General features: G+C 71.8%; 30 protein-coding genes. 19 read left to right on the forward strand and 11 right to left on the reverse strand.

Translation table 11 applies throughout. The annotated features are described in order from the left end of the window. Positions 1-6 precede the first annotated feature (6 nt). Positions 7-792, reverse strand: a complete 786-nt coding sequence (locus tag ACFPLC_RS16760; protein ID WP_378197596.1) for a protein phosphatase 2C domain-containing protein — start codon at positions 790-792, stop codon at positions 7-9. Between the two features lie 636 nt (positions 793-1,428). On the opposite strand from ACFPLC_RS16760, the gene ACFPLC_RS16765 reads away from it, so the two are divergent. Further along, positions 1,429-1,638, forward strand: coding sequence for a sigma factor-like helix-turn-helix DNA-binding protein (locus ACFPLC_RS16765; RefSeq protein ID WP_014154112.1), 210 nt, complete (start codon positions 1,429-1,431; stop codon positions 1,636-1,638). After that, entirely contained in the window at positions 1,638-2,165 is a 528-nt protein-coding gene (locus ACFPLC_RS16770) for a Clp protease N-terminal domain-containing protein (RefSeq protein WP_378197594.1), read from the forward strand. Before ACFPLC_RS16765 ends, ACFPLC_RS16770 begins: the two co-directional genes overlap by 1 nt. Here the strand turns inward: ACFPLC_RS16770 and yczE are convergent. Then, positions 2,162-2,788: a membrane protein YczE gene (gene yczE, locus ACFPLC_RS16775; protein ID WP_378197592.1), complete on the reverse strand. Its 627-nt coding sequence runs from the start codon at positions 2,786-2,788 to the stop codon at positions 2,162-2,164. The genes ACFPLC_RS16770 and yczE overlap by 4 nt on opposite strands. A gap of 61 nt (positions 2,789-2,849) precedes the next feature. Here yczE and yczR point away from each other — a divergent pair, with 61 nt between their 5' ends. Next, complete coding sequence (gene yczR / locus ACFPLC_RS16780) at positions 2,850-4,298, forward strand: MocR-like transcription factor YczR (protein ID WP_378197590.1); 1,449 nt, start codon at positions 2,850-2,852, stop codon at positions 4,296-4,298. Between the two features lie 164 nt (positions 4,299-4,462). Here the strand turns inward: yczR and ACFPLC_RS16785 are convergent, their stop codons facing one another. The 3 genes from ACFPLC_RS16785 to ACFPLC_RS16795 all read right to left on the reverse strand — a co-directional run bounded on the left by ACFPLC_RS16785 (position 4,463) and on the right by ACFPLC_RS16795 (position 8,075). Beyond that, the gene (locus ACFPLC_RS16785) at positions 4,463-4,627 is read right to left on the reverse strand and encodes a hypothetical protein (RefSeq protein WP_378235856.1); all 165 of its coding nucleotides are present in this window, start codon (positions 4,625-4,627) and stop codon (positions 4,463-4,465) included. Positions 4,628-4,792: 165 nt separating this feature from the next. Further along, on the reverse strand, positions 4,793-6,157 hold the full coding sequence (locus ACFPLC_RS16790; RefSeq protein ID WP_378197588.1) for a hypothetical protein: 1,365 nt from the start codon (positions 6,155-6,157) through the stop codon (positions 4,793-4,795). A gap of 751 nt (positions 6,158-6,908) precedes the next feature. Continuing rightward, positions 6,909-8,075 (reverse strand): pyridoxal phosphate-dependent aminotransferase, encoded by a 1,167-nt coding sequence (locus ACFPLC_RS16795; RefSeq protein WP_378197585.1) that lies wholly within the window; start codon positions 8,073-8,075, stop codon positions 6,909-6,911. Between the two features lie 29 nt (positions 8,076-8,104). On the opposite strand from ACFPLC_RS16795, the gene ACFPLC_RS16800 reads away from it, so the two are divergent. Then, on the forward strand, positions 8,105-9,403 hold the full coding sequence (locus tag ACFPLC_RS16800; RefSeq protein WP_378197582.1) for a DUF445 domain-containing protein: 1,299 nt from the start codon (positions 8,105-8,107) through the stop codon (positions 9,401-9,403). A gap of 212 nt (positions 9,404-9,615) precedes the next feature. On the opposite strand, the gene ACFPLC_RS16805 is transcribed toward ACFPLC_RS16800, so the two are convergent. After that, complete coding sequence (locus ACFPLC_RS16805) at positions 9,616-10,086, reverse strand: CGNR zinc finger domain-containing protein (protein ID WP_378197579.1); 471 nt, start codon at positions 10,084-10,086, stop codon at positions 9,616-9,618. An 83-nt stretch (positions 10,087-10,169) separates the two neighbouring features. On the opposite strand from ACFPLC_RS16805, the gene ACFPLC_RS16810 reads away from it, so the two are divergent. From ACFPLC_RS16810 to ACFPLC_RS16820, 3 genes are read left to right on the forward strand one after another with little or no spacing between them, the layout of a single operon-like run. Then, on the forward strand, positions 10,170-10,538 hold the full coding sequence (locus ACFPLC_RS16810) for a VOC family protein (RefSeq protein ID WP_378197576.1): 369 nt from the start codon (positions 10,170-10,172) through the stop codon (positions 10,536-10,538). Positions 10,539-10,545: 7 nt separating this feature from the next. Beyond that, entirely contained in the window at positions 10,546-10,926 is a 381-nt protein-coding gene (locus ACFPLC_RS16815) for a TFIIB-type zinc ribbon-containing protein (protein WP_378197573.1), read from the forward strand. A gap of 1 nt (position 10,927) precedes the next feature. Continuing rightward, positions 10,928-11,539 carry a P-loop nucleotide/nucleoside kinase family protein gene (locus ACFPLC_RS16820; protein WP_378197570.1) on the forward strand — a complete coding sequence of 204 codons (612 nt, stop codon included), beginning with the start codon at positions 10,928-10,930 and terminating at the stop codon, positions 11,537-11,539. On the opposite strand, the gene ACFPLC_RS16825 is transcribed toward ACFPLC_RS16820, so the two are convergent. After that, on the reverse strand, positions 11,536-12,681 hold the full coding sequence (locus ACFPLC_RS16825; RefSeq protein ID WP_378197567.1) for a methyltransferase domain-containing protein: 1,146 nt from the start codon (positions 12,679-12,681) through the stop codon (positions 11,536-11,538). The two genes, ACFPLC_RS16820 and ACFPLC_RS16825, sit on opposite strands and share 4 nt — an antisense overlap. A 144-nt stretch (positions 12,682-12,825) precedes the next feature. On the opposite strand from ACFPLC_RS16825, the gene ACFPLC_RS16830 reads away from it, so the two are divergent. From ACFPLC_RS16830 to ACFPLC_RS16855, 6 genes are all read left to right on the forward strand, one after another. Continuing rightward, positions 12,826-13,236, forward strand: coding sequence for a helix-turn-helix domain-containing protein (locus ACFPLC_RS16830; protein WP_191312562.1), 411 nt, complete (start codon positions 12,826-12,828; stop codon positions 13,234-13,236). Beyond that, a complete protein-coding gene (locus ACFPLC_RS16835) occupies positions 13,233-13,922 on the forward strand; it encodes a hypothetical protein (protein WP_378197564.1) in 690 nt (229 codons plus the stop codon). Before ACFPLC_RS16830 ends, ACFPLC_RS16835 begins: the two co-directional genes overlap by 4 nt. An 84-nt stretch (positions 13,923-14,006) precedes the next feature. Further along, positions 14,007-14,300 carry a DUF2516 family protein gene (locus tag ACFPLC_RS16840; protein WP_013222364.1) on the forward strand — a complete coding sequence of 98 codons (294 nt, stop codon included), beginning with the start codon at positions 14,007-14,009 and terminating at the stop codon, positions 14,298-14,300. Between the two features lie 13 nt (positions 14,301-14,313). Then, positions 14,314-14,856, forward strand: coding sequence for a YbaK/EbsC family protein (locus tag ACFPLC_RS16845; protein ID WP_378197561.1), 543 nt, complete (start codon positions 14,314-14,316; stop codon positions 14,854-14,856). Then, positions 14,853-15,860 (forward strand): ornithine cyclodeaminase family protein, encoded by a 1,008-nt coding sequence (locus tag ACFPLC_RS16850; RefSeq protein ID WP_191312323.1) that lies wholly within the window; start codon positions 14,853-14,855, stop codon positions 15,858-15,860. Before ACFPLC_RS16845 ends, ACFPLC_RS16850 begins: the two co-directional genes overlap by 4 nt. Next, the gene (locus ACFPLC_RS16855; protein ID WP_378197557.1) at positions 15,857-17,305 is read left to right on the forward strand and encodes an aromatic amino acid lyase; all 1,449 of its coding nucleotides are present in this window, start codon (positions 15,857-15,859) and stop codon (positions 17,303-17,305) included. The genes ACFPLC_RS16850 and ACFPLC_RS16855 overlap by 4 nt, the downstream gene beginning before the upstream one ends. 228 nt (positions 17,306-17,533) lie before the next feature. Here the strand turns inward: ACFPLC_RS16855 and ACFPLC_RS16860 are convergent, their stop codons facing one another. After that, entirely contained in the window at positions 17,534-18,049 is a 516-nt protein-coding gene (locus tag ACFPLC_RS16860; protein WP_378235857.1) for a GNAT family N-acetyltransferase, read from the reverse strand. 84 nt (positions 18,050-18,133) lie between these two features. On the opposite strand from ACFPLC_RS16860, the gene ACFPLC_RS16865 reads away from it, so the two are divergent. The 5 genes from ACFPLC_RS16865 to ACFPLC_RS16885 all read left to right on the forward strand — a co-directional run bounded on the left by ACFPLC_RS16865 (position 18,134) and on the right by ACFPLC_RS16885 (position 20,357). Further along, a complete protein-coding gene (locus ACFPLC_RS16865; protein ID WP_378235858.1) occupies positions 18,134-18,262 on the forward strand; it encodes a hypothetical protein in 129 nt (42 codons plus the stop codon). 270 nt (positions 18,263-18,532) lie between these two features. Beyond that, a complete protein-coding gene (locus ACFPLC_RS16870; RefSeq protein WP_378197551.1) occupies positions 18,533-19,096 on the forward strand; it encodes a cadmium resistance transporter in 564 nt (187 codons plus the stop codon). Between the two features lie 72 nt (positions 19,097-19,168). Next, on the forward strand, positions 19,169-19,456 hold the full coding sequence (locus tag ACFPLC_RS16875; protein ID WP_378235859.1) for a hypothetical protein: 288 nt from the start codon (positions 19,169-19,171) through the stop codon (positions 19,454-19,456). Next, the gene (locus ACFPLC_RS16880) at positions 19,453-19,665 is read left to right on the forward strand and encodes a hypothetical protein (protein ID WP_378235860.1); all 213 of its coding nucleotides are present in this window, start codon (positions 19,453-19,455) and stop codon (positions 19,663-19,665) included. The genes ACFPLC_RS16875 and ACFPLC_RS16880 overlap by 4 nt, the downstream gene beginning before the upstream one ends. Before the next feature lie 2 nt (positions 19,666-19,667). After that, positions 19,668-20,357, forward strand: coding sequence for a M15 family metallopeptidase (locus ACFPLC_RS16885; RefSeq protein WP_378197548.1), 690 nt, complete (start codon positions 19,668-19,670; stop codon positions 20,355-20,357). 82 nt (positions 20,358-20,439) lie between these two features. Here the strand turns inward: ACFPLC_RS16885 and ACFPLC_RS16890 are convergent, their stop codons facing one another. After that, entirely contained in the window at positions 20,440-21,150 is a 711-nt protein-coding gene (locus ACFPLC_RS16890) for an ABC transporter permease (protein WP_191312313.1), read from the reverse strand. Continuing rightward, complete coding sequence (locus ACFPLC_RS16895; protein ID WP_378197545.1) at positions 21,147-21,836, reverse strand: ABC transporter permease; 690 nt, start codon at positions 21,834-21,836, stop codon at positions 21,147-21,149. The genes ACFPLC_RS16890 and ACFPLC_RS16895 overlap by 4 nt, the downstream gene beginning before the upstream one ends. A 138-nt stretch (positions 21,837-21,974) precedes the next feature. Here ACFPLC_RS16895 and ACFPLC_RS16900 point away from each other — a divergent pair, with 138 nt between their 5' ends. Continuing rightward, positions 21,975-22,895: an ABC transporter substrate-binding protein gene (locus tag ACFPLC_RS16900; protein ID WP_378197542.1), complete on the forward strand. Its 921-nt coding sequence runs from the start codon at positions 21,975-21,977 to the stop codon at positions 22,893-22,895. Position 22,896: 1 nt separating this feature from the next. On the opposite strand, the gene ACFPLC_RS16905 is transcribed toward ACFPLC_RS16900, so the two are convergent. Next, positions 22,897-23,676, reverse strand: a complete 780-nt coding sequence (locus ACFPLC_RS16905) for a class I SAM-dependent methyltransferase (protein WP_378197539.1) — start codon at positions 23,674-23,676, stop codon at positions 22,897-22,899. Positions 23,677-23,702 lie beyond the last annotated feature (26 nt).

Raw genomic sequence — 23,702 nt, forward strand, 5'->3', positions numbered from 1 at the left:
CCGTGATCAGGGAAGACCCTGATTAACCCCCTGATTGAAGTCGACGAGAACGAGCGCCTGGTCGTCGTGCCGCTTCGGCCGGGGCCAGCGCTCGCCGTCCGGATCCTGCTTTTCGGCGGTGCGGACGGCGTCCAGGACGGCGTCGGGCCCGTCGGCGCGGGCGACGGCCAGGACCTCGCGCCAGCCGAAGAGCGCGTACTGGTCGACGCCGATGGACACGCCGTCGCTGGCGAGCAGCACGGCGTCGACGTCGGCCCGCGGCCAGCTGCGCCGCACCGAGTGCGCGGCGGCGCCCGGATCGGCTTCGGCGACCCAGAAGCCGTCGTGGGCGTTGCGACGGCGGCGGACGTCGGCGCCGGTCTGGAGCAGCCCGCGCCTGCGCAGCCGGGTAAGCCGGTCGTCCGACACGACGTCGACGCCGAAGCCGCCGAACCCGACCACCGGGCTGTCGGCCAGCACGAGCGCGTCGACCCGGTTTTCGAGCCACCGCACGGCCGCGACGGTGCTCGACGGCGAGCGCTGCGGCCGCAACGCGTGTTCGGCCGTGAGGGCGGCGATTGCGCTGGTCAGGACCTCGGTGAGGTCGGCTTCCGGGGCGGCGCGGAGGTCTTCGGCGAGGCGCCGGGCCAGGCGTTCGGCGTACCAGCCGCCCGGGGGCTGCGAGGGATCCGACGAAGTGGCGCCGTCGAGAAGAAGCACCGCGTTGTCCAGCACGACGACGTGGTCCTCGGTGGGGCGTGGGTGGCCGTCGGCGCCCACCCCGGCCCGCTCGGCGATCGCGATCTCGGGCATCACCCGACTGTACGTCGCCCGTCCGGGGGCTTCGCGCTGAGCGGGGCCGGGGTAAGCCGGAGAGCTCCGGCGCGAACGGGACGCCGACGCCCAAACCCGCACCCCACCCAGACCCTGCCCTGCACCCCGATCCGAAGCCAGAACACGGCCGGTGGCGCCGGGTCAAGGCACGCTTTCCCGCCTTGACGCGGGGCTACCGGCCGTAGTCACAATCGGGCTTCGGGGTGGTGGGCACCGAGCACACCGGCCGGGACCTGACCCATCAAGGCGCCACTGAACCGGACAAACCGACCACACGTGGGCGGCCTGGCGCGTCGATGGCGCAGTGAATGACTCATTCCTGGCATCAGACGCCAGGAATGAGTCATTCATGACCTCGGCAGCAGCATCCGAACCCTCGCTGCTGCCGCGAAGAGGTCCAGCGATCGACTTCGCCGGGATCCCACCCTCCCCAGGGGGCCATCCCCGGATCCAGTCTATCGAGAGCCTCCGACGAAAAGCCCCAAAAACCCCAGCTCAGAGCCAGTTGTCCACACCGAGGCCAGAATGTGGACAGCCCACCCTCGAAGCCGGAACCGGCAGCGACACGTCAACCGCGGTTGACAACTCCGCCCATGTCAACGTAGGTTGACAACCATGACGGAAGCGACGGATTTGGCCGCCCGCGCCGGTGACCGCGACCCCCGGGTGGGGCTGCGCGCGGTCGCCGCGCTCCGGCGGCTGCTGGAACAACTGGAGGCCGTGCAGGTCCGCAGCGCGCGGGTGCAGGGCTGGTCGTGGCAGGAAATCGCCGCCGAGCTGGGGGTCAGCCGGCAGGCCGTGCACAAGAAGTACGGGAGGCACTGATGTTCGAAAGGTTCACGGCCGAAGCCCGGATGGCGGTGGTCGAGGCGCAGATCGTGGCGCGGCAGTCCGGCTCGGTGGAGATCGGGCCCGCCCACCTGCTCGCCGGCCTGGTGAAGACCGGCGCTCCGGTGCTCGCCGAGCTGGGCGTGGCCACCGACGACATCGCGGCCGAACTGGCCCGCACCCGGCGCCGCGGCGGCGTGAGCGACGCCGACGCCGAGGCGCTCACCGAGTTCGGCATCGACGTCGAGCAGATCGTCGAACGCGTCGAGCAGACGCACGGCGAAGGGGCGCTGGCCGGGCGGCTCGGCCCGGCCAAGCGCGGGCACATCCCCTTCACCGCGCAGTCGAAGAAGACCCTGGAACTGAGCCTCAAGGAAGCCGCCCGGCTGGGCGACAAGCACCTCGGCCAGGAGCACATCCTGCTCGCGCTGGCCCAGCAGCGCGGTACCGACGACGTGCTCGCCCGGCGCGGCGCGGACTACCTCACGCTGCGCCGGGCGGTCCAGCAGCGCAAAGCGGGTTAGACCGCCCGCTCGCGCCACGTGGTCAGTGGCAGCAGCGCCTGGGTCAGCGGCCCGATGGCCAGCGCGTAGAGCACGGTGCCGACGCCGACCGTCCCGCCGAGCAGGAAGCCGGCGGCGACCACGGTGACCTCGATGCCGGTGCGCACCAGCCGCACCGAGCGGCCGGTCCGCGCCGCGAGCCCGGTCATCAGGCCGTCGCGGGCTCCCGGGCCCAGCCGGGCGCCGACGTAGGTGGCGGTCGCGAAGCCGTTGAGCGCGACCCCGCCGACCAGGAACGCGATCTGCCACGCCAGCTCGTGCTGGTCCGGGAGGAAGGCGCGGACGACGTCGACCATCACCGAGATGACCACGACGTTCGCCACCGTGCCGATCCCGGGCCGCTGGCGCAGCGGGATCCACAGCAGCAGCACGGCCACCGAAATCACGCCGGTCACCGTGCCGAACGTCAGGCCGGTGTGCTTCATGACGCCTTCGGCCAGCACGCCCCACGGCTCGAGGCCCAGGTGCGCGCGGGTCAGCAGGGCAACGCTCGTGCCGTAGAGGGCGAGGCCCGCGAGCAACTGGACGCTGCGGCGGACGGGGTCACGGGTGATCCGGACGGGCCGGAGATCGATCTGAGCCACATCGCCACTATCGACGAGAAGTGGACTGGTAAACCATAGCCAATTCCGGGATATTGGTCTTATGGAACCGGGTCTCCCACTAGGTGGACGCATCTCAGGGCCACGATTGGCCGTCATGCTGGGCTCGTGGCGGCAAGGTGGCTCCCGGCAGGGCGCGGCCGACCTCGCCGCGGCCATCGAGCTGCAGGTGCTGGACGGCCAGCTCCCGCTCGGCACCCGGCTGCCCGCCGAGCGCGAGCTGGCCGACGCGCTCGGCGCCAGCCGGACGTTGATCGGCGCCGCACTGGACCGGCTGCGGGAGAGCGGGTTCGTCGCGAGCCGCCGCGGCGCGGGCTCGTGGATCGCCGCACCCGGGCGGCGGCGCCGCGGGCCGCTCGCCCCGGCTGGCGACGGCTCGATCGACTTCACCCACGCGTCTTCGCCCGCGATCCCCGGCATGGCCGCCGCGGTCGACACGGCCCGCGTCCGGCTCGCCGACCACCTCGGCGACCACGGCTACCAGGAACGCGGCCTGCTCGCCCTGCGCGAGCGGATCGCCCGGCGCTACACCGAGCGCGGGCTCCCGACGACCCCGGCGCAGGTCATGGTCACCAACGGCGCGCACCACGCGTTCGTCCTGGTCCTGCGGATGCTCGCCGGTCCCGGCGACCGCGTGCTGGTGGAGCAGCCGACGTACCCGAACGCCCTGGAGGCGATCCGCGCCGCGCACGCCATCCCGGTGCCGGTGGCCCTCGACCCGAGCGGCGAGCGCGGCTGGGACATCGCCGGGATCGACGCGGCGCTGCGCCAGGCGTCGCCGCGGTTCGCCTACCTGGTCGTCGACTTCCAGAACCCGACCGGCCTGCGCCTGGACGCCGAAGGCCGCTCCCGGCTCGGGACCGTGCTGGCCCGCGCCCGGACGCCGGTCGTGGTGGACGAGACGCTCGTCGAGCTCGACCTCGAGGGCGATCCCCGGCACGGGCCGCCGCCGCTGGCTTCGTTCGCCGGCGACCTGGCCATCTGCGTGGGCTCGGCGTCGAAGACGCACTGGGGCGGGCTGCGGCTCGGCTGGATCCGCGCGTCGGAGGACCTGCTCGGCCGGCTGGTTTCGGCGCGCTACGCGGTCGACCTCGGCTCACCGGTGTTCGAGCAGCTCGTGCTGACCGAGCTGATGGCCGACGACACCCTGCTGGACCGGCGGCGCGAAGAGCTGCGCGGCTACCGCGACGCGCTGGCCGGCGCGGTGCACCGGTACCTGCCGGACTGGACGTTCACGCTGCCCCGCGGCGGCCTGTCGCTGTGGTGCCGGATGCCGGAGCCGGTGAGCTCGCGCCTGGCGGTGGCGGCGGCGAGCCACGGCGTCCAGGTGGCGCCGGGCTCGCGCTTCGGCGTCCACGGCGGGCTGGAGCGCTGGATCCGGCTGCCGTTTTCGCTGCCGCCGGACCGGATCGACGAAGCGATCCGCCGGCTGAGCGCGGCCGAAGCGTCCGTCCGCGGCACCCCGGCCTCCTTGGACGCGCCCATCGCATGAACGAACCGGTGCGCTGGATGCGAGCCTGCTCCCAGGGATGGGCGGCGTTCATGTGCATCCAGCGCACCGGTTCGTGTTCCACACACCCGCTCACGGACGTGACCCCGTTCGCGGGTACCGCGGCTTCCCGGCACAGCCCCTCGACGTGCCGGGAAGCCGGCGGCTCAGGTGCGCTCGCGGTACTGCGAGTCCTCGCTCGGCGCGGTGAGCAAGGGCTCCCTGAGCGCACCCGGTGTGGGTCCCGGCGCCGCGGGGGCAGCGCGGCGCCGGGACCGGGATCCGACCCGGCCGGGCGCGGTCGGCCGGTCGGAAAGACTGGGTGGTCGCATGGTTTTCGCCCCTGGGGTACGTCGGACGCGCTACCGGCGTCACGAGACGTGAAAGAGCCACGGATTCCGTGCTGGAGCAGGGGAAACGTCACGCCTCAACGGCGTGCGGGCGCACCATGGTGATCTTGATTTGGGCGCACTTGTCCCCGGCTGCCCGGTCGGGGGTCAGTCGGGAGAGGTGGTCGGCAGGGCGGCTTCCCTGCCTGCGCCGTCGACTTCGTGGTCGCGGCTGGTGCCGATCAGCTTGAGCTGCGTGGTGGTGACGTCGTCGGTGTGGACGGCGAAGGTGTGGCGGGCGCCGCCGGGGCCGTCGTGGCCCGGGGCCGCGGTGGGAGCCGGCGCGCTCGGAGCCGTGGTGCCACCGGGGAGGCCGGGCGTGGTGTCGCCGCCGCCGCCCGTGGCGCGGGTGCCGGAGTCGCGCGGCTGCTCGTGGACCGCCGGCAGCGGCTCCGCGTGCCGGACGACGAGGCGCACGACCGCGACCCGGGTGACCTGCTGCTCGTCCGCCGCCGCCGTCGTCGGGACGGCGGCCGGAACGGTCTCGACGGCCACTGTGGCGGGTGCTTGGGTGACGACGGCCGTCGTCACACCGGGCACGGTCGCGACGACGCCGCCGGAGTTGAAGCCGCCGCTGAACACGGGGCCGAGGAGGTCGTCGAGCGGCAGGAGCACCGGGGCGCCGGGGTTGCCTGCGGGCGGCTGGGTGAGCGGTGCGAGCACCGTGTGGGTGAGCGTGCCGGTGACGGCGCCGACGGTGTCGGTGACCGTGGAAAGCGTCCCGCCGACCACGTCGAGGAGCCCGCCGACGAGGCCGCCAACCAGGCCACCGCCGGACGAAGTGGCCTTGGGGGCCGAGTCGGCGGTGGTGTCCTTTGTGGTCGCTCCGGTGACCGCCGTGAGCGTGCCGCCGACGAGGTTGCCGAGCAGGTTTCCGCTGGACGACGTGGCCTTCGGTGCCTCGGCGGTGGAGCCGGCCGTCGAAGTGGTCTTGGTGGTGGCCGCGGGCTCTTCGGGGGAAGTGCTTTCCGAGGAGGTGACGTCCGGCTGCTCGGTGGTGGCGCTGCTCGGCGTGGTGGCCGGCTCTTCGGCGGCCGGGCTGTCCTTTGTGGTCTCCGGCGTGGTCTCGGCCGCGGTGGACGGTTCGTCCGCCGGTGGCTCGTCCGCCTGCGGCGGCTCGGCGCTGTCGGTCTTCGGCTGCACCGCGCAGGTGCTCTCGCCGCTCTCGTGGTGGTTCTTGCGGTGCCTGGCGTGCCAGAGCGGCTTCGCGGCATGGTCCACAGTGGAGACCACGGGCGCTTCGGGGCACGCCGGGCGTTCGGCCGCCGATGCGGTGCTGCCGGACAGTGCGCCGCCGAGCAGCCAGCCCGCGAGGGTCAGCCCGCCGGCGACCAGGATCTTGGCGGCGGGCCGCTGCAGCGCGGCCGTCCACGGGCGCGGCGCGCGTGCGCGCGCGTATGAGATTTCCGGTTCACCCCGGGTGAGCGCAGGCCGCGCGGGAGCGTCGCGGCGCGCGTCCGCCGTGCTGCTCACCGCCACCACCACCGTCCGCGCCTGCGGCTTCCGCGATTTCCGCTCGAGCCTGTTCTTGCTGGGGTCTTTCTCCGGTCAGGTCGCAGTTCCCCCGGGGCTGCACTCGTTCCAGCGCCGCTCGGAGTCTTTCATCTCTCCCGCGTTCGATCCAGCCCGTAAGCCCGTGCGGCCCTGTCAGGCAACGCATCTGCGGCCGACGAGTTGATCACTCTCAGTGCCGTTCGGGTGCTCTCTTACGGCCATTCGGACGAGTTCTGCAACTTGCACGTTTGCGCGTTGACCTGATGTTTCCGCGTCCGCGAACGCGCTTGGTGTCGAGACGGTTCCGCTCGGTGCGCGCGCTGCGGTTTCGGCCACACGTCCGGAATTCGACCGGGACGTGGGACAGGCGCTGGGCCGAATGGGTTCCGGGAGCGGCTTCACTTGCCCGGCACCAAAACTGCGCCCCCGCGAGCGGGTTCGGGATCCGGCTGCGGTCCGTGATCACGAAACTCCTCGGCTCGGCGGCGCCCGGCTCGGCCGGCACGCCGGACGGTCGCCAGGCGGAGCCCGTCCCGCGGACTCTCCTGTGCCCGCCGAGGCCGTCGCGGGGAGCAGCGGTCGTCATTGCGGAGAGTGACGATCGGAGAGGGCAAGTGGCGGACGCGCGGCCCGGGCCGTTCGGGCTCCGGCGCGCCGCCCGCACCGGGACGGGACCCGGTGCGGCGCCGGAACGGCCGCGAGCGGCGTCTACTCAGCCGAACCGCGGTGATCAGACCAGTTTGCGCAATCGGGTGATGGCTTCGTCGATGACCTCGTTGCGCTTGCAGAACGCGAAACGCAGCAGGTGTTTCCACTCGTCCGGGTGATCGGTGAAGACCTTCACCGGCACCGCGGCCACCCCGACCCGGCCCGGCAGTTCCCAGGCCAGCTCGGCGGCGTCGGTGAAGCCGAGCGGCCGCACGTCGACGCAGACGAAATAGGTCCCCGCCGTCGGCCGGACGGCGAACCCGGCGTCCGCGAGCCCGGCCGAAAGCCGGTCGCGCTTCTCCTGCAGCGACTCGCGCAAGCCGTCGACCCAGGCCAGCTCGTGGTCGAGCGCGTGCGCGACGGCCGGTTGCAGCGGCCCGCCCGACACGAAGGTGATGAACTGCTTCGCCGCCTTCACCGCCGCGACGAGCTCCGGTGTCGAGCAGACCCACCCGATCTTCCAGCCGGTGCAGTTGAACGTCTTGCCGGCGCTGGAGATGCTCACCGTCCGCGGCCGCATGCCGGGCAGCGTGACCAGTGGGATGTGCTCGGCGTCGTCGAAGACCAGGTGCTCGTAGACCTCGTCGCAGACGGCGATGAGGTCGTGTTCGACGCACAGCGCCGCGACCGCTTCCAGCTCGGCCCGGGTGAACACGGTCCCGGTCGGGTTGTGCGGCGAGTTCACCAGGATCGCCCGGGTCCGCGGCGTGACGGCGGCGCGCAGGCCGTCGACGTCGAGGCCGAACCGGCCGTCCGGGCCCTCGACCAGGCTGACGACCCGGCGCTCGGCCCCCGCCATCGCGACGGCGGCGGCGTAGGAGTCGTAGTAGGGCTCGATGACGATCACCTCGTCACCGGGCTCGGTCAGCGCCAGCAACGCTGCCGCGATGGCCTCGGTGGCGCCCGCGGTGACCAGGATCTCGGTGTCCGGGTCGTACTCGGTGCCGTACCGCCGCCGGTGCCGCGCGATGGCGGCCCGCAGCTCGGGCCGCCCGGGCCCCGGCGGGTACTGGTTGGCCCCGCCGAACAGGGCGTTCTTCGCCGCTTCGAGCATGCCGGCCGGGCCGTCGGTGTCCGGGAAGCCCTGGCCGAGGTTGACGGCGTCGTGCCGGACGGCCAGCGCCGTCATCTCGGCGAAGACGGTCGAGGTGAAGGGCCGGAGCCGGGGGACGAGAGCAGGTTCGCGCACGATCAGCCATCCTCACGGACAATGGTGAGGTGGAGCAACTGACCCCCGCGAAGGTGACGCCCGCCGACCCACCGGGCGGCGCGGCCGGTGAAGAGGAAAAGCGGCGCGCGCTGCGCAAGATGAAGCTCGTCGCGCTGTCGTTCCTGCTCGGCGCCACGCTCGTGTTCCTGCTGACCAGCTGGGCGCAGGCGAGCGGCTGGCCGGGCTGGGTCGGGTACGTGCGCGCCGCGGCCGAGGCGGGCATGGTCGGCGCGCTGGCCGACTGGTTCGCCGTCACGGCCCTGTTCCGGCACCCGCTGGGCCTGAAGATCCCGCACACGGCGATCATCCCGAACAAGAAGGACGCGCTGGGCAACAGCCTGGGCGACTTCGTCGGCTCGAACTTCCTGTCCGAGGAGGTCGTGCGCGACAAGCTCAAGCGCGTCGAGATCGCGCGGCGGCTCGGCGCGTGGCTCGCGGAGCCGGACAACGCCGAGCGGGTGACGTCGGAGCTGGCCACGGTCGTGCGGGCGGCCGTGAAGGTGCTCCGCGACGAGGACGTCCAGGCGATCATGGAGCAGGCTGTCGCCCGGCGGATCATCGACAAGCCGTGGGGCCCGCCGCTGGGCAAGATCCTGCAGGGCGTGTTCGCCGACGGCGCGCACCACAAGCTCGTGGACCTGATGTGCGACCGCGGCTACGAGTGGGTCCGGGACAACCACACGACGATGCTGCGCGTGGTGTCCGACCGGGCGCCGAGCTGGTCGCCGAAGTTCGTCGACGAGATGCTCGCGGACAAGGTCTACGGCGAGGTGCTGTCCTTCGCGTGGGCGGTCAAGACCGACGTCAACCACCCGATGCGGCTGGCGCTGGACAAGTTCCTCGGCGAATTCGCCCAGGACCTGCAGACCAACCCCGACGTGATGGCCCGCGCCGAGCAGGTGAAGGGCCAGCTCGTGCACCACGAGGAGGTGCAGCGGCTGATCGGCTCGGCGTGGAGCACGGCGAAGGAGATGCTGCTGACCGCGGCCGAAGACCCGTCGAGCGAGCTGCGCCGGCGCGTCCGCCTCGGGCTCACCTCGCTCGGGCAGCGGCTGATCGACGACGACCAGCTGCGGTCGAAGGCCGACGGCTGGGTCGAGGGGGCCGCGGCGTACCTCGTGAAGAACTACTCACGGGAGATCACCACGATCATCACCGACACGGTCGAGCGATGGGACGCCGAGGAGACTTCGCGCAAAATCGAGCTCCAGGTGGGCCGTGACCTGCAGTTCATCCGGATCAACGGCACGGTGGTGGGCGCGCTCGCCGGGCTGGTCATCTACGCCGTCGCTGAGCTGCTGTTCTGACGGCCGGGATCTATACCACACCTGGAGAGGTTTCAAACCAGTTGTCCACAGGAAGCTGAGTTATCCCCGGGGTTATCCACAACTTTTCACGGTGATGGCCTAACGGCTGTCCACAACGTGTGGGGGCAGCGCGGTCTGGGGCGTGGATATGTGGTGCTTCGTCCCCAAGTTGTCCACAACCGTTCGAGTGTCCGCCGCTCGGATGAGGGCCCTCAGCCCGCCGCCGCGCGGGCGCGCCAGCCACGCGCCTTCTCGCGGTTGCCGCAGACGCGCATCGAACACCACGTGCGCGAGCGGTTGCGCGACTCGTCATAGAACGCCCACAGGCAGGTGTCGGCCGGGCAGATCTTCAGCCGGATCCAGTCGCCGCGCACGACCAGCCGCGCGCAGGCGGCGAACACCGCGCCGACGACGTCGTCCGCGACGAGCGCTGGGCCGTCGGCGGTGAGAGAGATCCGGGTGTCGACGCTGACCGTGCCGTCGCTGCCGGGCGGCAGCCGCGGGTCGCCGATCGCCGCGCGCAGGGCGTCCCGCGCCGCCCTCGCTTCGGCCGCCGGATTGGCCGTCAGGGCGTGCGCGGCCGCCCACTCGCGCCACTGCCCGGCATCTTCGAGCAGGTCAGTGCCCTCTTCGACGTTGACCGTGTTGAGGAACTCCACCACCAGGGAGGCGTCGGTGTGCACTTACCGAGTGTACGGCGGTTGCCTTCGGGGGTACTAACCCACATAATCGCTTCACTGGTTACTCAGGATCGAAGGGAGCGACGATGAGTGCGGTACCGACCCTGGGTGTGGTGGCCCTCGACTGCCCCGACCCGGCGGCGCTGGCCGAGTTCTACCGAGCGGTGCTGGAGTGGGGCGAGCCCGAAGTGGTCGCGGACGGGCACTGGGCGACCTTGCGCAATCCCGAGGGTGGCGCGGGCATCGCGTTCCAGCGGGTGCCCGACTACCGGCCGCCGGCCTGGCCGTCCGCGGAGAACCCGCAGCAGCTGCACCTGGACCTGAACGTCACGGACCTGGAGGCGGCGCACGAGCGCGTGCTGGGGCTGGGCGCGAAGCTGCTCGACGACAACCCGAAGACGTTCCGCGTCTACGCCGATCCGGTCGGGCACCCGTTCTGCCTGTGCGCCTGCTGACCGGTTTTTGCGTAGGCTTCGCGGTGTGATTTGTCCGAAGTGTCAGAACCAGATGCGGACCGTCGACAAGAACGGCATCCACATCGACCAGTGCGACGGCTGCCGCGGGATCTTCCTGGACCGCGGTGAGCTCGAGGCCATCGTCGGTGCGGAGAGCTCCTACTACGGCCAGCAGCCGCCGCCCTACCAGGCCGGTCCGGCGCCGACCGCGCACTACGGCCGTCCGGACTCGCCGCGGCCCTACCGCGGCGGCTACCCGGACTCGCCCAAGGCGTACCGCGGGGGTTACGCGGACTCGCCGCGGCCGCACCGCGGGTACTCGGATTCGCCGCGGCCGTACGGGCACGGGCACCGCAAGCGCAGCTTCCTCGAGAACCTGTTCGACTGAGATGGGGCTCGACCTGCGGATCTGCCCCGCCTGCGGCGATTTGGGCGACCGCCCGATCGTCGCGGGCGCGGTCCTCACGTGCCGCCGGTGCGGGCACGAGTGGCCGTTCCGGAAGCTGCCGCTGTTCGCGGTGACCGGGCCGAGCGGAGCCGGGAAGTCGACGGTCGGACCGCTGCTGGCCGACCGGTTCGGTGGCGACGTCGTCGTGCTGGACCAGGACATCCTGTGGATCGGCGCCCTGCGCGACGAGGTCGGTGCGTTCCGTTCGGTGTGGCTGCGGATGGCGGCGATGCTGCACCAGAACGGCCGCCCGGTCGTGCTGTGCGGGACGGTGGCGCCGCCGGAGTTCGAGCCGCTGCCGGAGCGCGCGTTCTTCAGCGAGATCCACTACCTGGCGCTGGTCGGCTCGCCGGAGTCGTTGCGCGCGCGCCTGCGGGCCCGCCCGGCGTGGCGGGAGTGGGACGAAGAGCGGATCGAGGAGATGCTGGAGTTCAACGACTGGCTCCAGAAGTCCGCCGACGAACTGGGCGTGCACGTTTTCGACACGACGGACGCCTCGCGGGAGACGACGGCCGACCACGTGGAGAAGTGGATCCGCGCGCGGCTGCCTTAGGGCAACGGCCAGGTGCGGCCGTCGGGGGAGTCGAGCCAGAACTCCTGGCGGTCGCCGGTCACCGTCACCCCGAACCGGTCGCGGTCGGGTTTGCCCAGCTCGCACCACTCGACGAAGGCGGACTCGGCCAGTTCCCACAGCGCTCGCGGGCCGCCCTGGGCGACCTCGTCCGCGCCGCCGCGCTTGCGGTGGCGGACCCACGAACCGTCTGGGTGGACCAGCGCGACGCCCGCCCCTTCGCCGTCGCGTTCGCGCACCGGGCGGACGCCGGGCAACGCCAGACCCGCGAAGAATTCGAAGCGCTCACGGGGCTGGAGCACCGTCGACATCGGCAGCCGCGTCTGCTCCCAGTCACCGCGCGACGGCATCGGCAGCGGATCCGTCTCCGGCAGCCGGTGCGCGCGCAGCGGCATGAACCGGCCGTCGCGCGCGAGGACGCGGCCCCGCGCGGTGCCGTCCCCGCCGGCGACGAGCCGGACCAGCCCGGCGCCGATCGGCCGGTTCAGCGTCGTCACGATCAGCCCGCCCGGCGCGGTCTGCGCCAGCCAGGGGAGCGGGATCTCCGATACCGAGGCCGTGCACAGCACCCGGTCGAAGAGCGCGCCGGCCGGGAAGCCGAGCGCGCCGTCGCCCACCGCGCACGCGGGTCGGTACCCGGCGGCGGCCAGCCGTTCGCGCGCGGCCGCGACGAGCGCCGCGTCGATGTCCACTGTGGACACGCGGGCGGCCCCGCAGCGGTGGCTCAGCAGGGCGGCGTTGTAGCCGGTGCCGGTGCCGATCTCGAGCACGCACTGCCCGTCGCGCACCCGCAGCTCTTCGAGCATGATCGCCATGATCGAGGGCATGCTCGACGAGCTCGTCGGCGTGCCCGCCAGCGGGCCGGTGCGCCGGGCGAGGTCCCAGCGGCCCGGGTCGTCGTCGAGCTGCGTCACCAGCACGTCCCGCGAGTAAACGGTCTCCAGCCAGCCGGGGTCGCCGCGCTCGACCGCCGCCCACAGCCCGCCCGCCGGCACGAAGAACCGCGGCAGGAAGACGTGGCGGGGGACGGCGCGGAAGGCGGCGATCCACTCCGGCGCGTGCAGGACGTCCTCGTCGAGGAGGTGCTCGACGAGGCGCCGCCGCAGCCGGGCCGAGCGCGTCATGGGACCACGGTAGCGGTGCGCGTCACACCCGATGGTTGCAAGCAGAGTGCTTGCAATAGCTAGCACTCGCGCGTACCGTCGAAGGTGTCGCGAGGAGGTGACCGGATGACGGAGACCGGTGGGACGTCAGGATCCGGCAGTCCCATGGAAAAGGTCGCGGACATCGCTTCCGACATCGGCGAGTACATCCGCCAGCAGCGCAACACCGCGAAGATCTCGTTGCGCCAGCTGTCGAAGCTCGCCGGCGTGTCCAACCCGTACCTGAGCCAGATCGAGCGCGGGGTGCGCAAGCCCAGCGCGGAGATCCTGCAGCAGATCGCCAAGGGCCTGCGCATTTCGGCGGAAGCGCTGTACGTGCAGGCCGGGATCCTCGACCTGCCGACGGGCGGGCCGGTGGGCGACGCGATCCGCGCCGACGCCGAGCTGACCGAACGCCAGAAACAGGTCCTGCTCGACGTCTACGAGTCCTTCCGCCGGGAGAACGCCGCGGCACGGCCGGCCGCCACTCCCGCCACCGACAGCACACCAGCCGCGAAACCCGAGGAGTCAGCATGACCACCCCCAAGACCGAAGACGTGAAGAAGGCCGTCACCACCGCCCTCGACCAGGTCCGCACCCCGCTGCTCGCCGCGCTCGGCGCCGGCAACCTGGCCACCCACGCCGTCACCGACGCCGTGGCGAAGGCCAAGGAGAACGTGACCAAGAGCGGCGAGGTGGCCCGCAAGAACCTGCAGGAGCTGCCGACCGACGTCGAGAGCCTCCGCGAGAAGCTGGACCCGGCCGAGCTGCGCAAGGTCATCGACGAGTACACCGAGGCCGCGCTCAAGCTGTACAACAAGCTGGCCGAGTCGGGCGAGCAGGCGTGGGACAAGATCGCCGCGCAGCCGCAGGTCAAGAAGGCCATCGAGCAGCTCGAAGAGGCCCTCACCACCGCGCAGGGCCAGGCCGAGGTCGTCAGCACCGAGGTCCGCGAGCGCGTCGACGGCGTGCTGGCCAAGGTGACCAAGCGCACCCGTTCGGCCGGCGAGAAGACCGCCCGCAAGGTGACCAAGGCCGCCGGCGAGGCCGCCGACGCCATCGAGGAGCTGGGTGACGACGTCGCCCACGAGACCCGCTCGGCGAGCCGCCGCGTCGCGAACAAGACGGCCCCGAAGACGGCCGCCCCGGCCCGCCGCACGACCACGTCGGGCACCACCGGCGCCGCCGCGAAGAAGCCGGCCGCGCCGAAGACCGACAAGTAAAGACGCCGTGAACACCCGGCCCCGCCATCGGCTCCCCGACGGCGGGGCCGGGGTCGTTCGGGTGGTTTGCCGTAAGCTGTCGCTGTGCTAGTCGCCATCTGGATCCTCAATGTCATCCACTGGGGCAGCGCGCTGGTCGGGCTCTTCGCCTTCGTGCACGCGCTGCTCCAGCGCGCCGACGCCTATTCCGCGGCCGACCGCAAGACCAAGCCCATCTGGATGCTGATCACCGGCGGCGCGACGCTCGCCATGGTGCTGTTCCCCGTGATGGGCCCGGGAATGATCTTCTACGTGCCCGCCATGGCCGCGGCCCTGGTCTACATCGTGGACGTCCGCCCGAAGCTGATCGAGGTCCAGCGCGGCGGCTCCAGCTGGTAGTTAGGCTGGCGGGGTGACCTGGACCATCGCCGGGAGCCTCGCCGTCGTTCCCGCCCCCACGCGTACCGATCTGCTTGCCGAGCCCGTGGCCAAGGCGCTGGCCGCGCTCGCCGACCCGGACGCCGTCGGCGTCGCGGAGATCGACCCGTCGCTCGCCGACACCGCCGCCTTCTGCGAGGCCTACGGCTCGCCGCTCGAGGCGTCCGCGAACTGCGTCGTCGTCGCCGGCAAGCGCGCGGGCGAAGTCCGCTTCGCGGCCGCGCTCGTGCTCGCGACCACTCGCGCCGATGTCAACGGCGTCATCAAGCGCCGCCTCGACGTCCGCAAGGCGTCGTTCGCGCCGATGGACGAAGCCGTCTCGCTGACCGGGATGGAGTACGGCGGCATCACGCCGGTCGGCCTGCCCGCCGAATGGCCCATCCTGCTCGACCGCCGCGTCGCCGAGGCGTCCGAGCTCGTCATCGGCAGCGGGATCCGCGGCAGCAAGCTCCTGATCTCCGGTGCCGCGCTGGCCGCCCTGCCCGGCGCGGAGGTCATCGAGGACCTCGCCCGGTGACGTCCGTCTGGCTCCGGTACCTGACCGGTGCCGACATCGACGCGCTCGGCGTCACGGACGCCGACATCGTCGGCGCGGTCGAGGACGTGCTCGCCGACCACGGCCGCGGCCAAGTCGTCTTCGAGCCGCGTACGCACCTCGTGCCGGACAACGGCGGCAAGGGCCACTTCAACATCCTTCGCGGCCACCTGTCCGCGAAGCAGGTCAGCGGTGTGAAGGTCGTCGGTGACTTCGTCGGTAACTTCGAACGGGGCCTCCCTTCGGAGATGGCGTTGATCCTCTTGCTCGACCCGGACACCGGCATGCCGCGGGCCATCGTCGACGGCACGATGATCACCGAGGCCCGCACCGGCGCGATGACCGCCGTCGGCGCGAAGTACCTGGCGCGCCCGGACGCCCGGGTGCTCGGGCACATCGGCGCCCGCGGTACCGCCTGGTGGAACGTCGTGCTGCTGGACTCCTTGTTCGACTTCGCCGAGATCCGCGTGACGAGCAAGCGCCCGGAATCACGGGAGGACTTCGGCCGCCGGCTGTCCGAGCGGCTCGGCAAGGACGTCCGCGTCTGCGCCACGGCCGAGGAGACTCTGGACGGCGCGGACATCCAGGTCGAGGCCTCCCGGCTGGTCGAGCCCGAGGCGCTGGTGCGCCGCGAGTTCCTCCGGCCGGGCACCTTCCTGGTGCCCTACGGCACGATCAGTGCGCTCGAGCTCACGCTGCTCGACGACGTCGACAAGGTCGTCGTCGACGACTGGCGCGAATCGCGGTCCGGCAACCCGCGGTTCGGCGCCCTGCGCCCGCAGCTCGACGCCGGCCTCCTCACCGAGGACAACGTCCACGCCGAGATCGGCGACATCGTGGCCGGGAAGAAGCCGGGCCGCGAGCACGACGCCGAACGGATCCTGTTCTGGCACCGCGGACTGTCCACAACGGACGTTGCCGTGGCGAACATGATCCTCGCCCGTGCCGAGGCTTCCGGCGTCGGCACCATGCTGCCCTACCGATGATCGTCTCCGACAGCGAGTTCGCTGACAGTGAACGGTTGGTTCTGGACAAACCGCTGGTAGAAGCCCTGACGCGGCGCCGGGAAGAGGTCTTGACGGCCCTTGCGAAGCCGGACGAGCCGGTCTACGGCGTCACCACGGGCATGGGCCGGCTCGCGGGGGTGGCGCTGGATCCCCGGCAGCAGGCCGAGCACCAGCGGAACCTGCTGATCGGCCGGGCCGTCGGCGGGCCGCCGTGGCTGCCGCCCGAAGACGTCCGCGCGCTGCTCGTCGTGCGGCTGCGCGACTTCCTGCGGCCGTGGTCGGGGGTGAGCCCCGAGCTGGTGCAGTTCCTGGTCGACCGCTTGAACGACGGCTTCACGCCCGCCGTCCCGCGCTCCGGGCTCGGGAGTTCGGGCGAGATCATCGCGCTCTCCCACGCGTTCCAGACGTTCCTCGGCATCGGCACGGTCCTCGAGGACGGCGTGGAAGTGCCGGCTGCTTCGGCGCTCGCTGCGCGGGGTGCCACGCCTTACGTCCTCGGGCCGAAAGAGGGCGCTTCGCTGCTTCAGGGTTCTCCGCTGGCGGTGATACACGCTGCGCGGGGCTGGACCGAAGCCCAGCAGCTCATCGACCTGCAGACCCTCACCGCGGCGATGGCGATCGACGTGCTCGGCGCGCCGCGCGCGGTGTTTTCCCCGGTCATGGCGGGCGGCGATGACCACCTGCGGACGGTGCTCCACGAGCTGGCCGGGCTGGTGGGCAGCGGCCCGGTGCGGCCCGGCGTGGTCCAGGCCCCGCTCTCGGTGCGGGTCGCACCGCGGGCGCTGGCGCACGCGTCCCGGGTCAACGGCGACCTGCACGAGACCCGGCGGCGCTGGGAGACGATGCCGGGCGATTCGCCTTCCTTCGTCGACGGTTCGTTCGTCCCGGGCACCGCGTACCACGCGGTGGACCTGGGGTTGCGGATGGACGCGGTGACGGCCGCGCTCGTGCATCTGGGTGAGATTTCGGTGCAGCGGACGCACCGGTTGCTGGACGAGCGGTTCAGCGGGTTGCCGCCGCAGCTCACGGCCGATCCGGGGCCGCGGGCGGGGTTGGTCCCGCTGCACAAGCGAGCGGCCGGCGAACTCCACGCCCTGCGCCGGCTCGCGACCCCGGCCACACTGGGTTCGATCGACACCTCGGCCGGCCAGGAGGACGTGCAAGCGTTTGCGCCGGCAGCGGGCGAGCAACTGCGGGCGGCGGCTTCGCACCTTTTCGCGATCACGGCGTGCGAGCTGATCACGGCTTCGCAGGCCAGGTACTTGGCCGGTGGGGACGGTGCGCCGGGGCTTCGTGCGGGTTATGAGTGGGTGCGGTCGGTCGTGCCGCCGGTGGACGAGGACCGGCCGTTGGGGCCGGAAGTCGAGCGGCTGATCGCGGCGTGCCGGGCGGCTTTCTTCGATGACCTGGAGACGCTTGGCTGACGGGCTTTTTGGCGCCGTACCTGGCGGATACCGGCAGCCCGGCGGCCCCGTTTGCTTCGCCGGAACCCGGCCGCCCGCGGGGGCGCCCCCCGTCTCGACACTATCGCGCGGCACCGACGTTTTCGGGGCTGTGACAGGGAAATCCACGGGGTTGTCCACAACCTTGCCCCCATGTGGACAACCGGTCCCCGGAGATCGTCGAATCGGACAGCCGGCGCGGGCGGGGCGCTACGTTGGTCGGCGAGCGCCCTCCGGGGACGCGGACCCCGGGAAGGGAGGGATACGACGACGGGTCCGCGTGAAGGTGAGGGTGCGGGCATACGGGTGGAAGCCCAGATCGCGATACAGAGGGAGGGCACCTGCGGACTTCGGATGGTTGATCACCGGATACACGACGGCTTCGCGAGCACCGGCGTGGTGGGCCGCGCGCAGCGCGGCGAGGCACACCGCGCGGGCGAGTCCCGTGCGACGGAACTCCGGCAAAGTTCCGACGGGCTCCAGCTCGCCGACGGCATTGCGCTCGTCGAGCCAGATCAGGCACTGGGCGGCGAACCGGCCGTCGGGTGCCTCGACGACCCAGTCCAGGCCGGCCCGGTACGGCCAGGCGGCCATGACGGCCCGGTAGCTCGGTTCGGTCACCCTCGACGGGTGCCAGACCGCGCGGTGCACGGCGACCCGGCGGGCCAGATCGTCCGGCCCTGCCGGCCGGAGCGTGAACCCGGCGGGCACGACCGGCTCGGGCACATCCACGAGGAGGCGAGACAGATACGACTGGAAAACGGAACTCTCCCGACGCGCGTAACCGCAACGCTCCAGAGCGGCGATGAGATGCGTCTCGGCGTCGAGCACGGTGACAGCGAGCTCGGCCGCGGAGGCGGTGTCTTCGAACCAGGCGAGCACCTCGGACGCGAGTTCGGGGCGCGCCGGATCCACGAGCAGCGCCAGTTCACCGGGTAGCGAAAGCCAGCCCCACGCGAGGACTTCGCCACCCGCTTCCCACAGCACGGTCGGCCACTCGGCTTCCCGGCCGGCGTGCTGGAACCGCTGCCACGCGAGATCCCCGACGTGCAGCGAACTCGACGTCGACTAGATGCGCTGCGCCAGGCTCTGCATGGCGCGCAGGTCGGCCGGACCGGCGTAGCCGCGGCGCGTGACGTCGGCGGGCATGGGCAGAATCGTCCTGTGCCGCGCGGGCCTTCGCCAAGCGGTTTTACCGCGGAGGTGGGAGTGGACGTCGGACTGCTCGGGCGCGCGGCCGCGATGTTCGCGGTGACGAACGTCGACGACCTGGTGCTGCTGGCGGTGTTCTTCGGCCAGGCGGCCGGCCGCCGCGGCGCGCTCAAGGTCGTGGCGGGGCAGTTCCTGGGCTTCGCGGCGATCTTGGCGGTGTCGGTCGCGGGAGCGCTCGGGGCCGGCCTGCTGCCGGACGGCGCGGTGCGCTGGCTGGGCGTGCTGCCGGTGCTGCTGGGAATCCGCGCGGCATGGCAGGCGTGGAACCAGGACGACGACGAGCCACCCCCGGCGGCCGGCGTGCTCGGAATCGCGACGGTGTGCTTCGCCAACGGCGGCGACAACGTCGGCGTGTACGTTCCGGCGTTCGCCGCGACCGGGCCCGCGGGCCTGGTGGGGTACGTGGTGGTGTTCCTGGCGGGTGTGGCGGTGTGGTGCGCCGCGGGCCGGTTCTTGGCGACCCGGCCGGGCGTCGCGCGAGTCCTCGCGCGGTGGGGCCACGTGCTCCTGCCGCTGGTGCTGATCGCGCTCGGCGTGCTGATCCTGCTCGGCGCGTTCTAGCCCGCCAGGGCCGGGACCGCCCTGTCGCGGTTCGCGCGGCCTGGCCCGGCTCGACGAGGACTGCCGGGCTCGATGCGGGCTCCCCGGCTCGGTGCGACTCGGCACGGCCCGGTCCACCGCGGCCTGGCGCGCTCGGCTCGCCCCCGCCCGGCCTGGCGCGGTCCTGCCGGGCCCGACCCGACCCGGCGCGGTCCAGCCCGACGCGGCTCGGCCCGGCTCGACGAGGCCTGGCGTGGCCTGCCGGGCTCGATGCGGGGTTGGCGCGGCCCGCTCCGGCCTGGTGCGGTCCGGCCCAGCCTGGCCCGGCCCGGCGCGGCCCGGCGCAGCGCAGCGCGGACCGGTGCGCGCGGCCTGGTGTGACCCGGCGCGGCCCGGCGCGGCGCGGCCTGGCCCGGCTCAACGCGGCCCTGGCGCGCTGCGGTCCGCTGCGGCCAGACCCGGCGCGGCCCGGCCTGGTCCGGCCCGGCCTGGCGTGGTTCGCGCGGACTCCGCCGGGCCGCTCAAGGTTGAGTCGTTGTGGCGTATCCGACTTCGGCGCAGCCGAACGGCGGGGCCAACGCGTGTGGTGATCATGAATCTGAGAACCAGAGTTCTGGCCATCGTCACCTTCACGCTCTCCGCGGTCTGCGCCGTGGCCGCGCCGGCGCCGGCTGCCCCGGCTCAAACCGTGGAAGTCGCCGCTCCGGTCGGGAGTGGGCTTGCGCCTTACCTCGCCGTCATCAGGCCCGTCTCCGCTGAGCGGCTCGGGAACAGCTGGCACGAGGGGTGCCCGGTCGGGCCTGACCAGCTGCGGCTGGTCAGCCTGTCCTTCCTCGGCTTCGACGGCGCCGTGCACCGGGGCGAACTGGTCGTCAACGCCGATCGGGCGATCGAGGTCGCCCGCACCTTCGCCGATCTTTACTTCGGGCGGTTCCCCATCGAACGGATGGAGACCGTCGAGAAGTACAACTCCGACGACGACGCTTCGATGGCGGCGAACAACACCTCGGCGTTCAACTGCCGGGCGATCACCGGCGGTACCGCCTGGTCCAACCACTCCTACGGGCGGGCCATCGACGTCAACACCGTGCAGAACCCCTACATCTCCGGCAGCGGTGCGGTCTACCCGCCCAACGGCGCGCCCTACGCCGATCGCACCCAGCACCTGCCCGGCATGATCCACGCCGGTGATGTCGCCGAGCGGGCGTTCACCTCGCGCGGCTGGACCTGGGGCGGCTCCTGGGACACCCCGATCGACTACCAGCACTTCGAGAAGCCCTGACCGAAGCCCGACCAAGTGCACGAACCAACCTGGGGATGAGCCTCTCGTCCAGGACCGTCATCCAGCGACGGTCCTGGACGTCTCAGTCTCGGCGCGCGTTCTGCAGTGCGAGGCCGCGCGGAGTCGCCACGCGGGTGATCAACGCGAAGGCGCCGTCGCACGCCAGGGCCAGTACCACCGCTGCCAGGCCGCCCGCGAAAATTGCTCCGTAGCCCTGGGCTCCGAGCGCGAAGCCGTCCACTATGTACCGGCCCAGGCCGCCGCCGTCGTTGACGATGGCTCCGATGGCCACCGTGGCGATCAGCTGGAGGAACGCCACCCGCGCGCCCGCCAGGATCACCGGGGACGCCAGGGGGAGCTCGAGGCGGAGCATGATCTGCCACTCGCGGTAGCCCGTTCCGCGAGCCGCGTCGATCGTCTCCTGCTCCAACGTCACCACGCCCGCGTACGTGTTCGTGAACAACGGGGGCATGGCCAGCGCGACCAAGGCCAGGAGCAACGGCCAGAACGTCGTGTCCAGCTCCCAGCGGCTGGCCAGGAACCAGAACAGGATGATCAACCCGAAACTGGGGATCGCGCGGCCGATGTTCACCGCGCTGCTCGCGAGGAACGCGCCGCGGCGGTAGTGGGCCAGCCACAGGGCCGCCGGGATGGTCAGCACCGCCGCAATCGCCAGGGCCAGCAGGGAAAACCTGAGGTGCTCCAGCGTGCGGTACGGGACGCCGGCCTTGTCGGTCCAGCTCCAGCGGTTCGGGTCGGCGAGCCACGCGTTCAGCTGGTCGAGGAAGCTCATCGCGCCCGCACCTTCCGCGACCAGGGCGCCAGCACGCGCTCGCTGAGCCAGAGGACCAGATCGACCGCCACCGCCAGCGCCACCGACAGGACCACGCCGACGATGATCATCGTCGGGTTGGGGGTCGCCGTCTGGATGCCCGCGCGGATGAAGTAGCCCAGGCCGCCGAGGCCCAGCATCGACGTCACCGTGACCAGGCCGATCGTCGTCACCGCCGCGACCCGCAGGCCGGCGATCACCACCGGCAGGGCCAGCGGCAGCTCGATCTGCCAGAGCAGCCTGCCGCGCGTGTACCCCATGCCGACCGCGGCCTCGCGGACCTCGTTCGGCACCTGGTCGACGCCGGTGACGATGTTGCGGATCAGGATGAGCAGCGTGTACGTCGCCAGCGGGATCATCGCCGAGACGAACGTCAGCCCGAAGAACGGCACCAGGACCGCGAACGCACCCAGGCTGGGGATCACGTACAACGCGCCCGCCGTACCGAGGATCACCGGGTACGACCAGCGGAAACGCAGGGAGAGCACGGCGAGCCCGATCGACACGACCAGGCCGATGCCGAGCGCGGCGCCGGTCAGGGAGATGTGCTCGACGAGGCGCTGGACGATGGCGTCGGCGTTGCGGTCGACCCACTTCCACTGGAAGAGCGGGGGCCCGCTGTCGGCGGCCAGGGGCGTCACGTGCACGGGCCGACCCTACCCCGATCGGGCCCAAATATTCCGCGGAGTGGGAATTCTGGGTGCTTTCTCCCACGATGTGGATTCTTGTCGGAGCCCGGGGCTAGGGTCCTTGCGTCTGTTCGAGTGACGAGGGAGTGGGGATTCGTGCGCTGGTTCCGGAACGCGTCGGTGGTGGCGGTGGCCGTCGCGGCGACGCTCGGTTTGGCCGCCTGTGGCGGCAGCGACAGCGGTGACAAACCTGCTGCGCAGGGCAAGGGTGGCGCGCCGATCGTCGTCGCGTCCTTCAACTTCACCGACAGCCAGATCCTCGCCGAGATCTACGCTCAGGCGCTGGAGGCCAAGGGCTACCCGGTGACGCGGAAGCTGAACCTCGGGTCGCGGGAGCTGATCTACCCGTCGCTGAAGTCCGGTGAGCTGCAGTTCATCCCGGAGTACCAGGGTGCGGCGATCACCACGGGCTTCGGCAAGGAGGCCGGCAAGACCGCGCAGGAGGAGCACGAGCAGCTGGCGAAGCTGTTCGAGCCCAGCGGTGTCGGGCTGCTGAACTTCGCGGCCGCCGAGGACAAGAACACCTACATCATCAAGTCCGACCTGGCCAAGGAAAAGGGCATCGCGTCGATCAGCGACTTGAAGAAGCTCGACAAGGTCGTCATGGCCGGCCCGCCCGAGTGCGAGAAGCGCCTTCCGTGCTTCAAGGGCTTCACGGACGTCTACAAGCTGACCAACATCAGCTTCCAGACCATCCAGGAAGCCGGCCCGCGCGTCCAGCAGCTCAAGTCCGGGGCCGTCACGGTCATCCCGGTCGACTCGGTCAGCCCGCTGACCGGTGACCCGGCCTACACGGTGCTCAAGGACGACCAGAACATCGTGCCGACCGAGAACGTCGTGCCCGCGGTGAACAAGAAGGTCCTCGACGAGCGCGGTGCCGACTTCGCCAACGCCGTCAACGCGGTCAGCGCGAAGCTGACGACCGACGTCATGCGGGATCTGAACAAGCGCGTCGACTCCGACGGCGAACGCGCCGAAGACGTCGCGAAGGACTGGCTGGGCCAGGCCGGCCTCTGAGCTACGCGGTCCCGCTGACGACCCACGCCCGGGCCGTCAGCGGGATCGAGCCGTCCGGGTTCGCCGGCAGGCGGCTGCGCAGCAGGTCGCGGATCCGGTCGCGATGCGCCTCCGGCAGCGTGGCCAGGTACGACGGCGCCGGGCCCTGCGCGCCGAGGAACGGCTGCCAGTAGTCGTCGAAGTCCGCGAACACCGTCGGGATCTTGATCTCGCCGACGGACACCGAGGTGAAGCCCGCGTCCGTCCACAACCGGCCCAGCGGCTCGGGACGGCACAGCGTGAACTTGCGGCCTTCGTCCAGCTCCGCGACGGTCGAGGGGTCGAACTCCGCGGCCGCGTCCCAGAACCGGCGGATCAGCTCCATGCCCTCCGCGAGGTCCCAGAAGTAGGCCGCGGCCAGGCCGCCCGGCGCGGTCACCCGGGCGATCTCCGCCGCGGCGCGGGCCGGCTCGGGAACGAAGTTCAGCACCAGGCCCGACACGACCACGTCGAAGCGGTCGTCGGGGAAGGGCAGCGAGCGAGCGTCGGCGAGGGTGAACGTCACCCGCGGATCGGTGACGCTCGCGCGAGCCGTCTCCAAGAACCCCTCGGACGGGTCGACGCCGACGACTTCCGCGGGGTCGGCCGCGGTCAGCACCGCCGCGGTCAGCGCGCCCGTGCCGCAGCCGACGTCGAGCCAGCGCCGGCTCGCCGGCACGTCGAGCTGCCGGACGAACGTCGCCGCGATCCGGCGGCTCCACCGTCCGATGTAGGCCTCGTAAGCGTCGCCTGACTGCCACATGCGCCCGAGTACAGCACAGGAACCCC

Source organism: Amycolatopsis plumensis (genome assembly GCF_042652605.1).
Taxonomy (GTDB): Bacteria; Actinomycetota; Actinomycetes; order Mycobacteriales; family Pseudonocardiaceae; genus Amycolatopsis; species Amycolatopsis plumensis.

Excerpts from the sequence above, each read along its gene's own strand:
- ACFPLC_RS16760 (WP_378197596.1), bottom strand. The coding sequence starts at position 792 with ATGCCCGAGATCGCGATCGCCGAGCGGGCCGGGGTGGGCGCCGACGGC.
- ACFPLC_RS16765 (WP_014154112.1), top strand. The coding sequence starts at position 1,429 with ATGACGGAAGCGACGGATTTGGCCGCCCGCGCCGGTGACCGCGACCCC.
- ACFPLC_RS16770 (WP_378197594.1), top strand. The coding sequence starts at position 1,638 with ATGTTCGAAAGGTTCACGGCCGAAGCCCGGATGGCGGTGGTCGAGGCG.
- yczR (WP_378197590.1), top strand. The coding sequence starts at position 2,850 with ATGGAACCGGGTCTCCCACTAGGTGGACGCATCTCAGGGCCACGATTG.
- ACFPLC_RS16785 (WP_378235856.1), bottom strand. The coding sequence starts at position 4,627 with ATGCGACCACCCAGTCTTTCCGACCGGCCGACCGCGCCCGGCCGGGTC.
- ACFPLC_RS16810 (WP_378197576.1), top strand. The coding sequence starts at position 10,170 with ATGAGTGCGGTACCGACCCTGGGTGTGGTGGCCCTCGACTGCCCCGAC.
- ACFPLC_RS16820 (WP_378197570.1), top strand. The coding sequence starts at position 10,928 with ATGGGGCTCGACCTGCGGATCTGCCCCGCCTGCGGCGATTTGGGCGAC.
- ACFPLC_RS16825 (WP_378197567.1), bottom strand. The coding sequence starts at position 12,681 with ATGACGCGCTCGGCCCGGCTGCGGCGGCGCCTCGTCGAGCACCTCCTC.
- ACFPLC_RS16830 (WP_191312562.1), top strand. The coding sequence starts at position 12,826 with ATGGAAAAGGTCGCGGACATCGCTTCCGACATCGGCGAGTACATCCGC.
- ACFPLC_RS16835 (WP_378197564.1), top strand. The coding sequence starts at position 13,233 with ATGACCACCCCCAAGACCGAAGACGTGAAGAAGGCCGTCACCACCGCC.
- ACFPLC_RS16855 (WP_378197557.1), top strand. The coding sequence starts at position 15,857 with ATGATCGTCTCCGACAGCGAGTTCGCTGACAGTGAACGGTTGGTTCTG.
- ACFPLC_RS16865 (WP_378235858.1), top strand. The coding sequence starts at position 18,134 with ATGCGTCTCGGCGTCGAGCACGGTGACAGCGAGCTCGGCCGCGGAGGC.
- ACFPLC_RS16875 (WP_378235859.1), top strand. The coding sequence starts at position 19,169 with ATGCGGGCTCCCCGGCTCGGTGCGACTCGGCACGGCCCGGTCCACCGC.
- ACFPLC_RS16885 (WP_378197548.1), top strand. The coding sequence starts at position 19,668 with ATGAATCTGAGAACCAGAGTTCTGGCCATCGTCACCTTCACGCTCTCC.
- ACFPLC_RS16890 (WP_191312313.1), bottom strand. The coding sequence starts at position 21,150 with ATGAGCTTCCTCGACCAGCTGAACGCGTGGCTCGCCGACCCGAACCGC.
- ACFPLC_RS16905 (WP_378197539.1), bottom strand. The coding sequence starts at position 23,676 with ATGTGGCAGTCAGGCGACGCTTACGAGGCCTACATCGGACGGTGGAGC.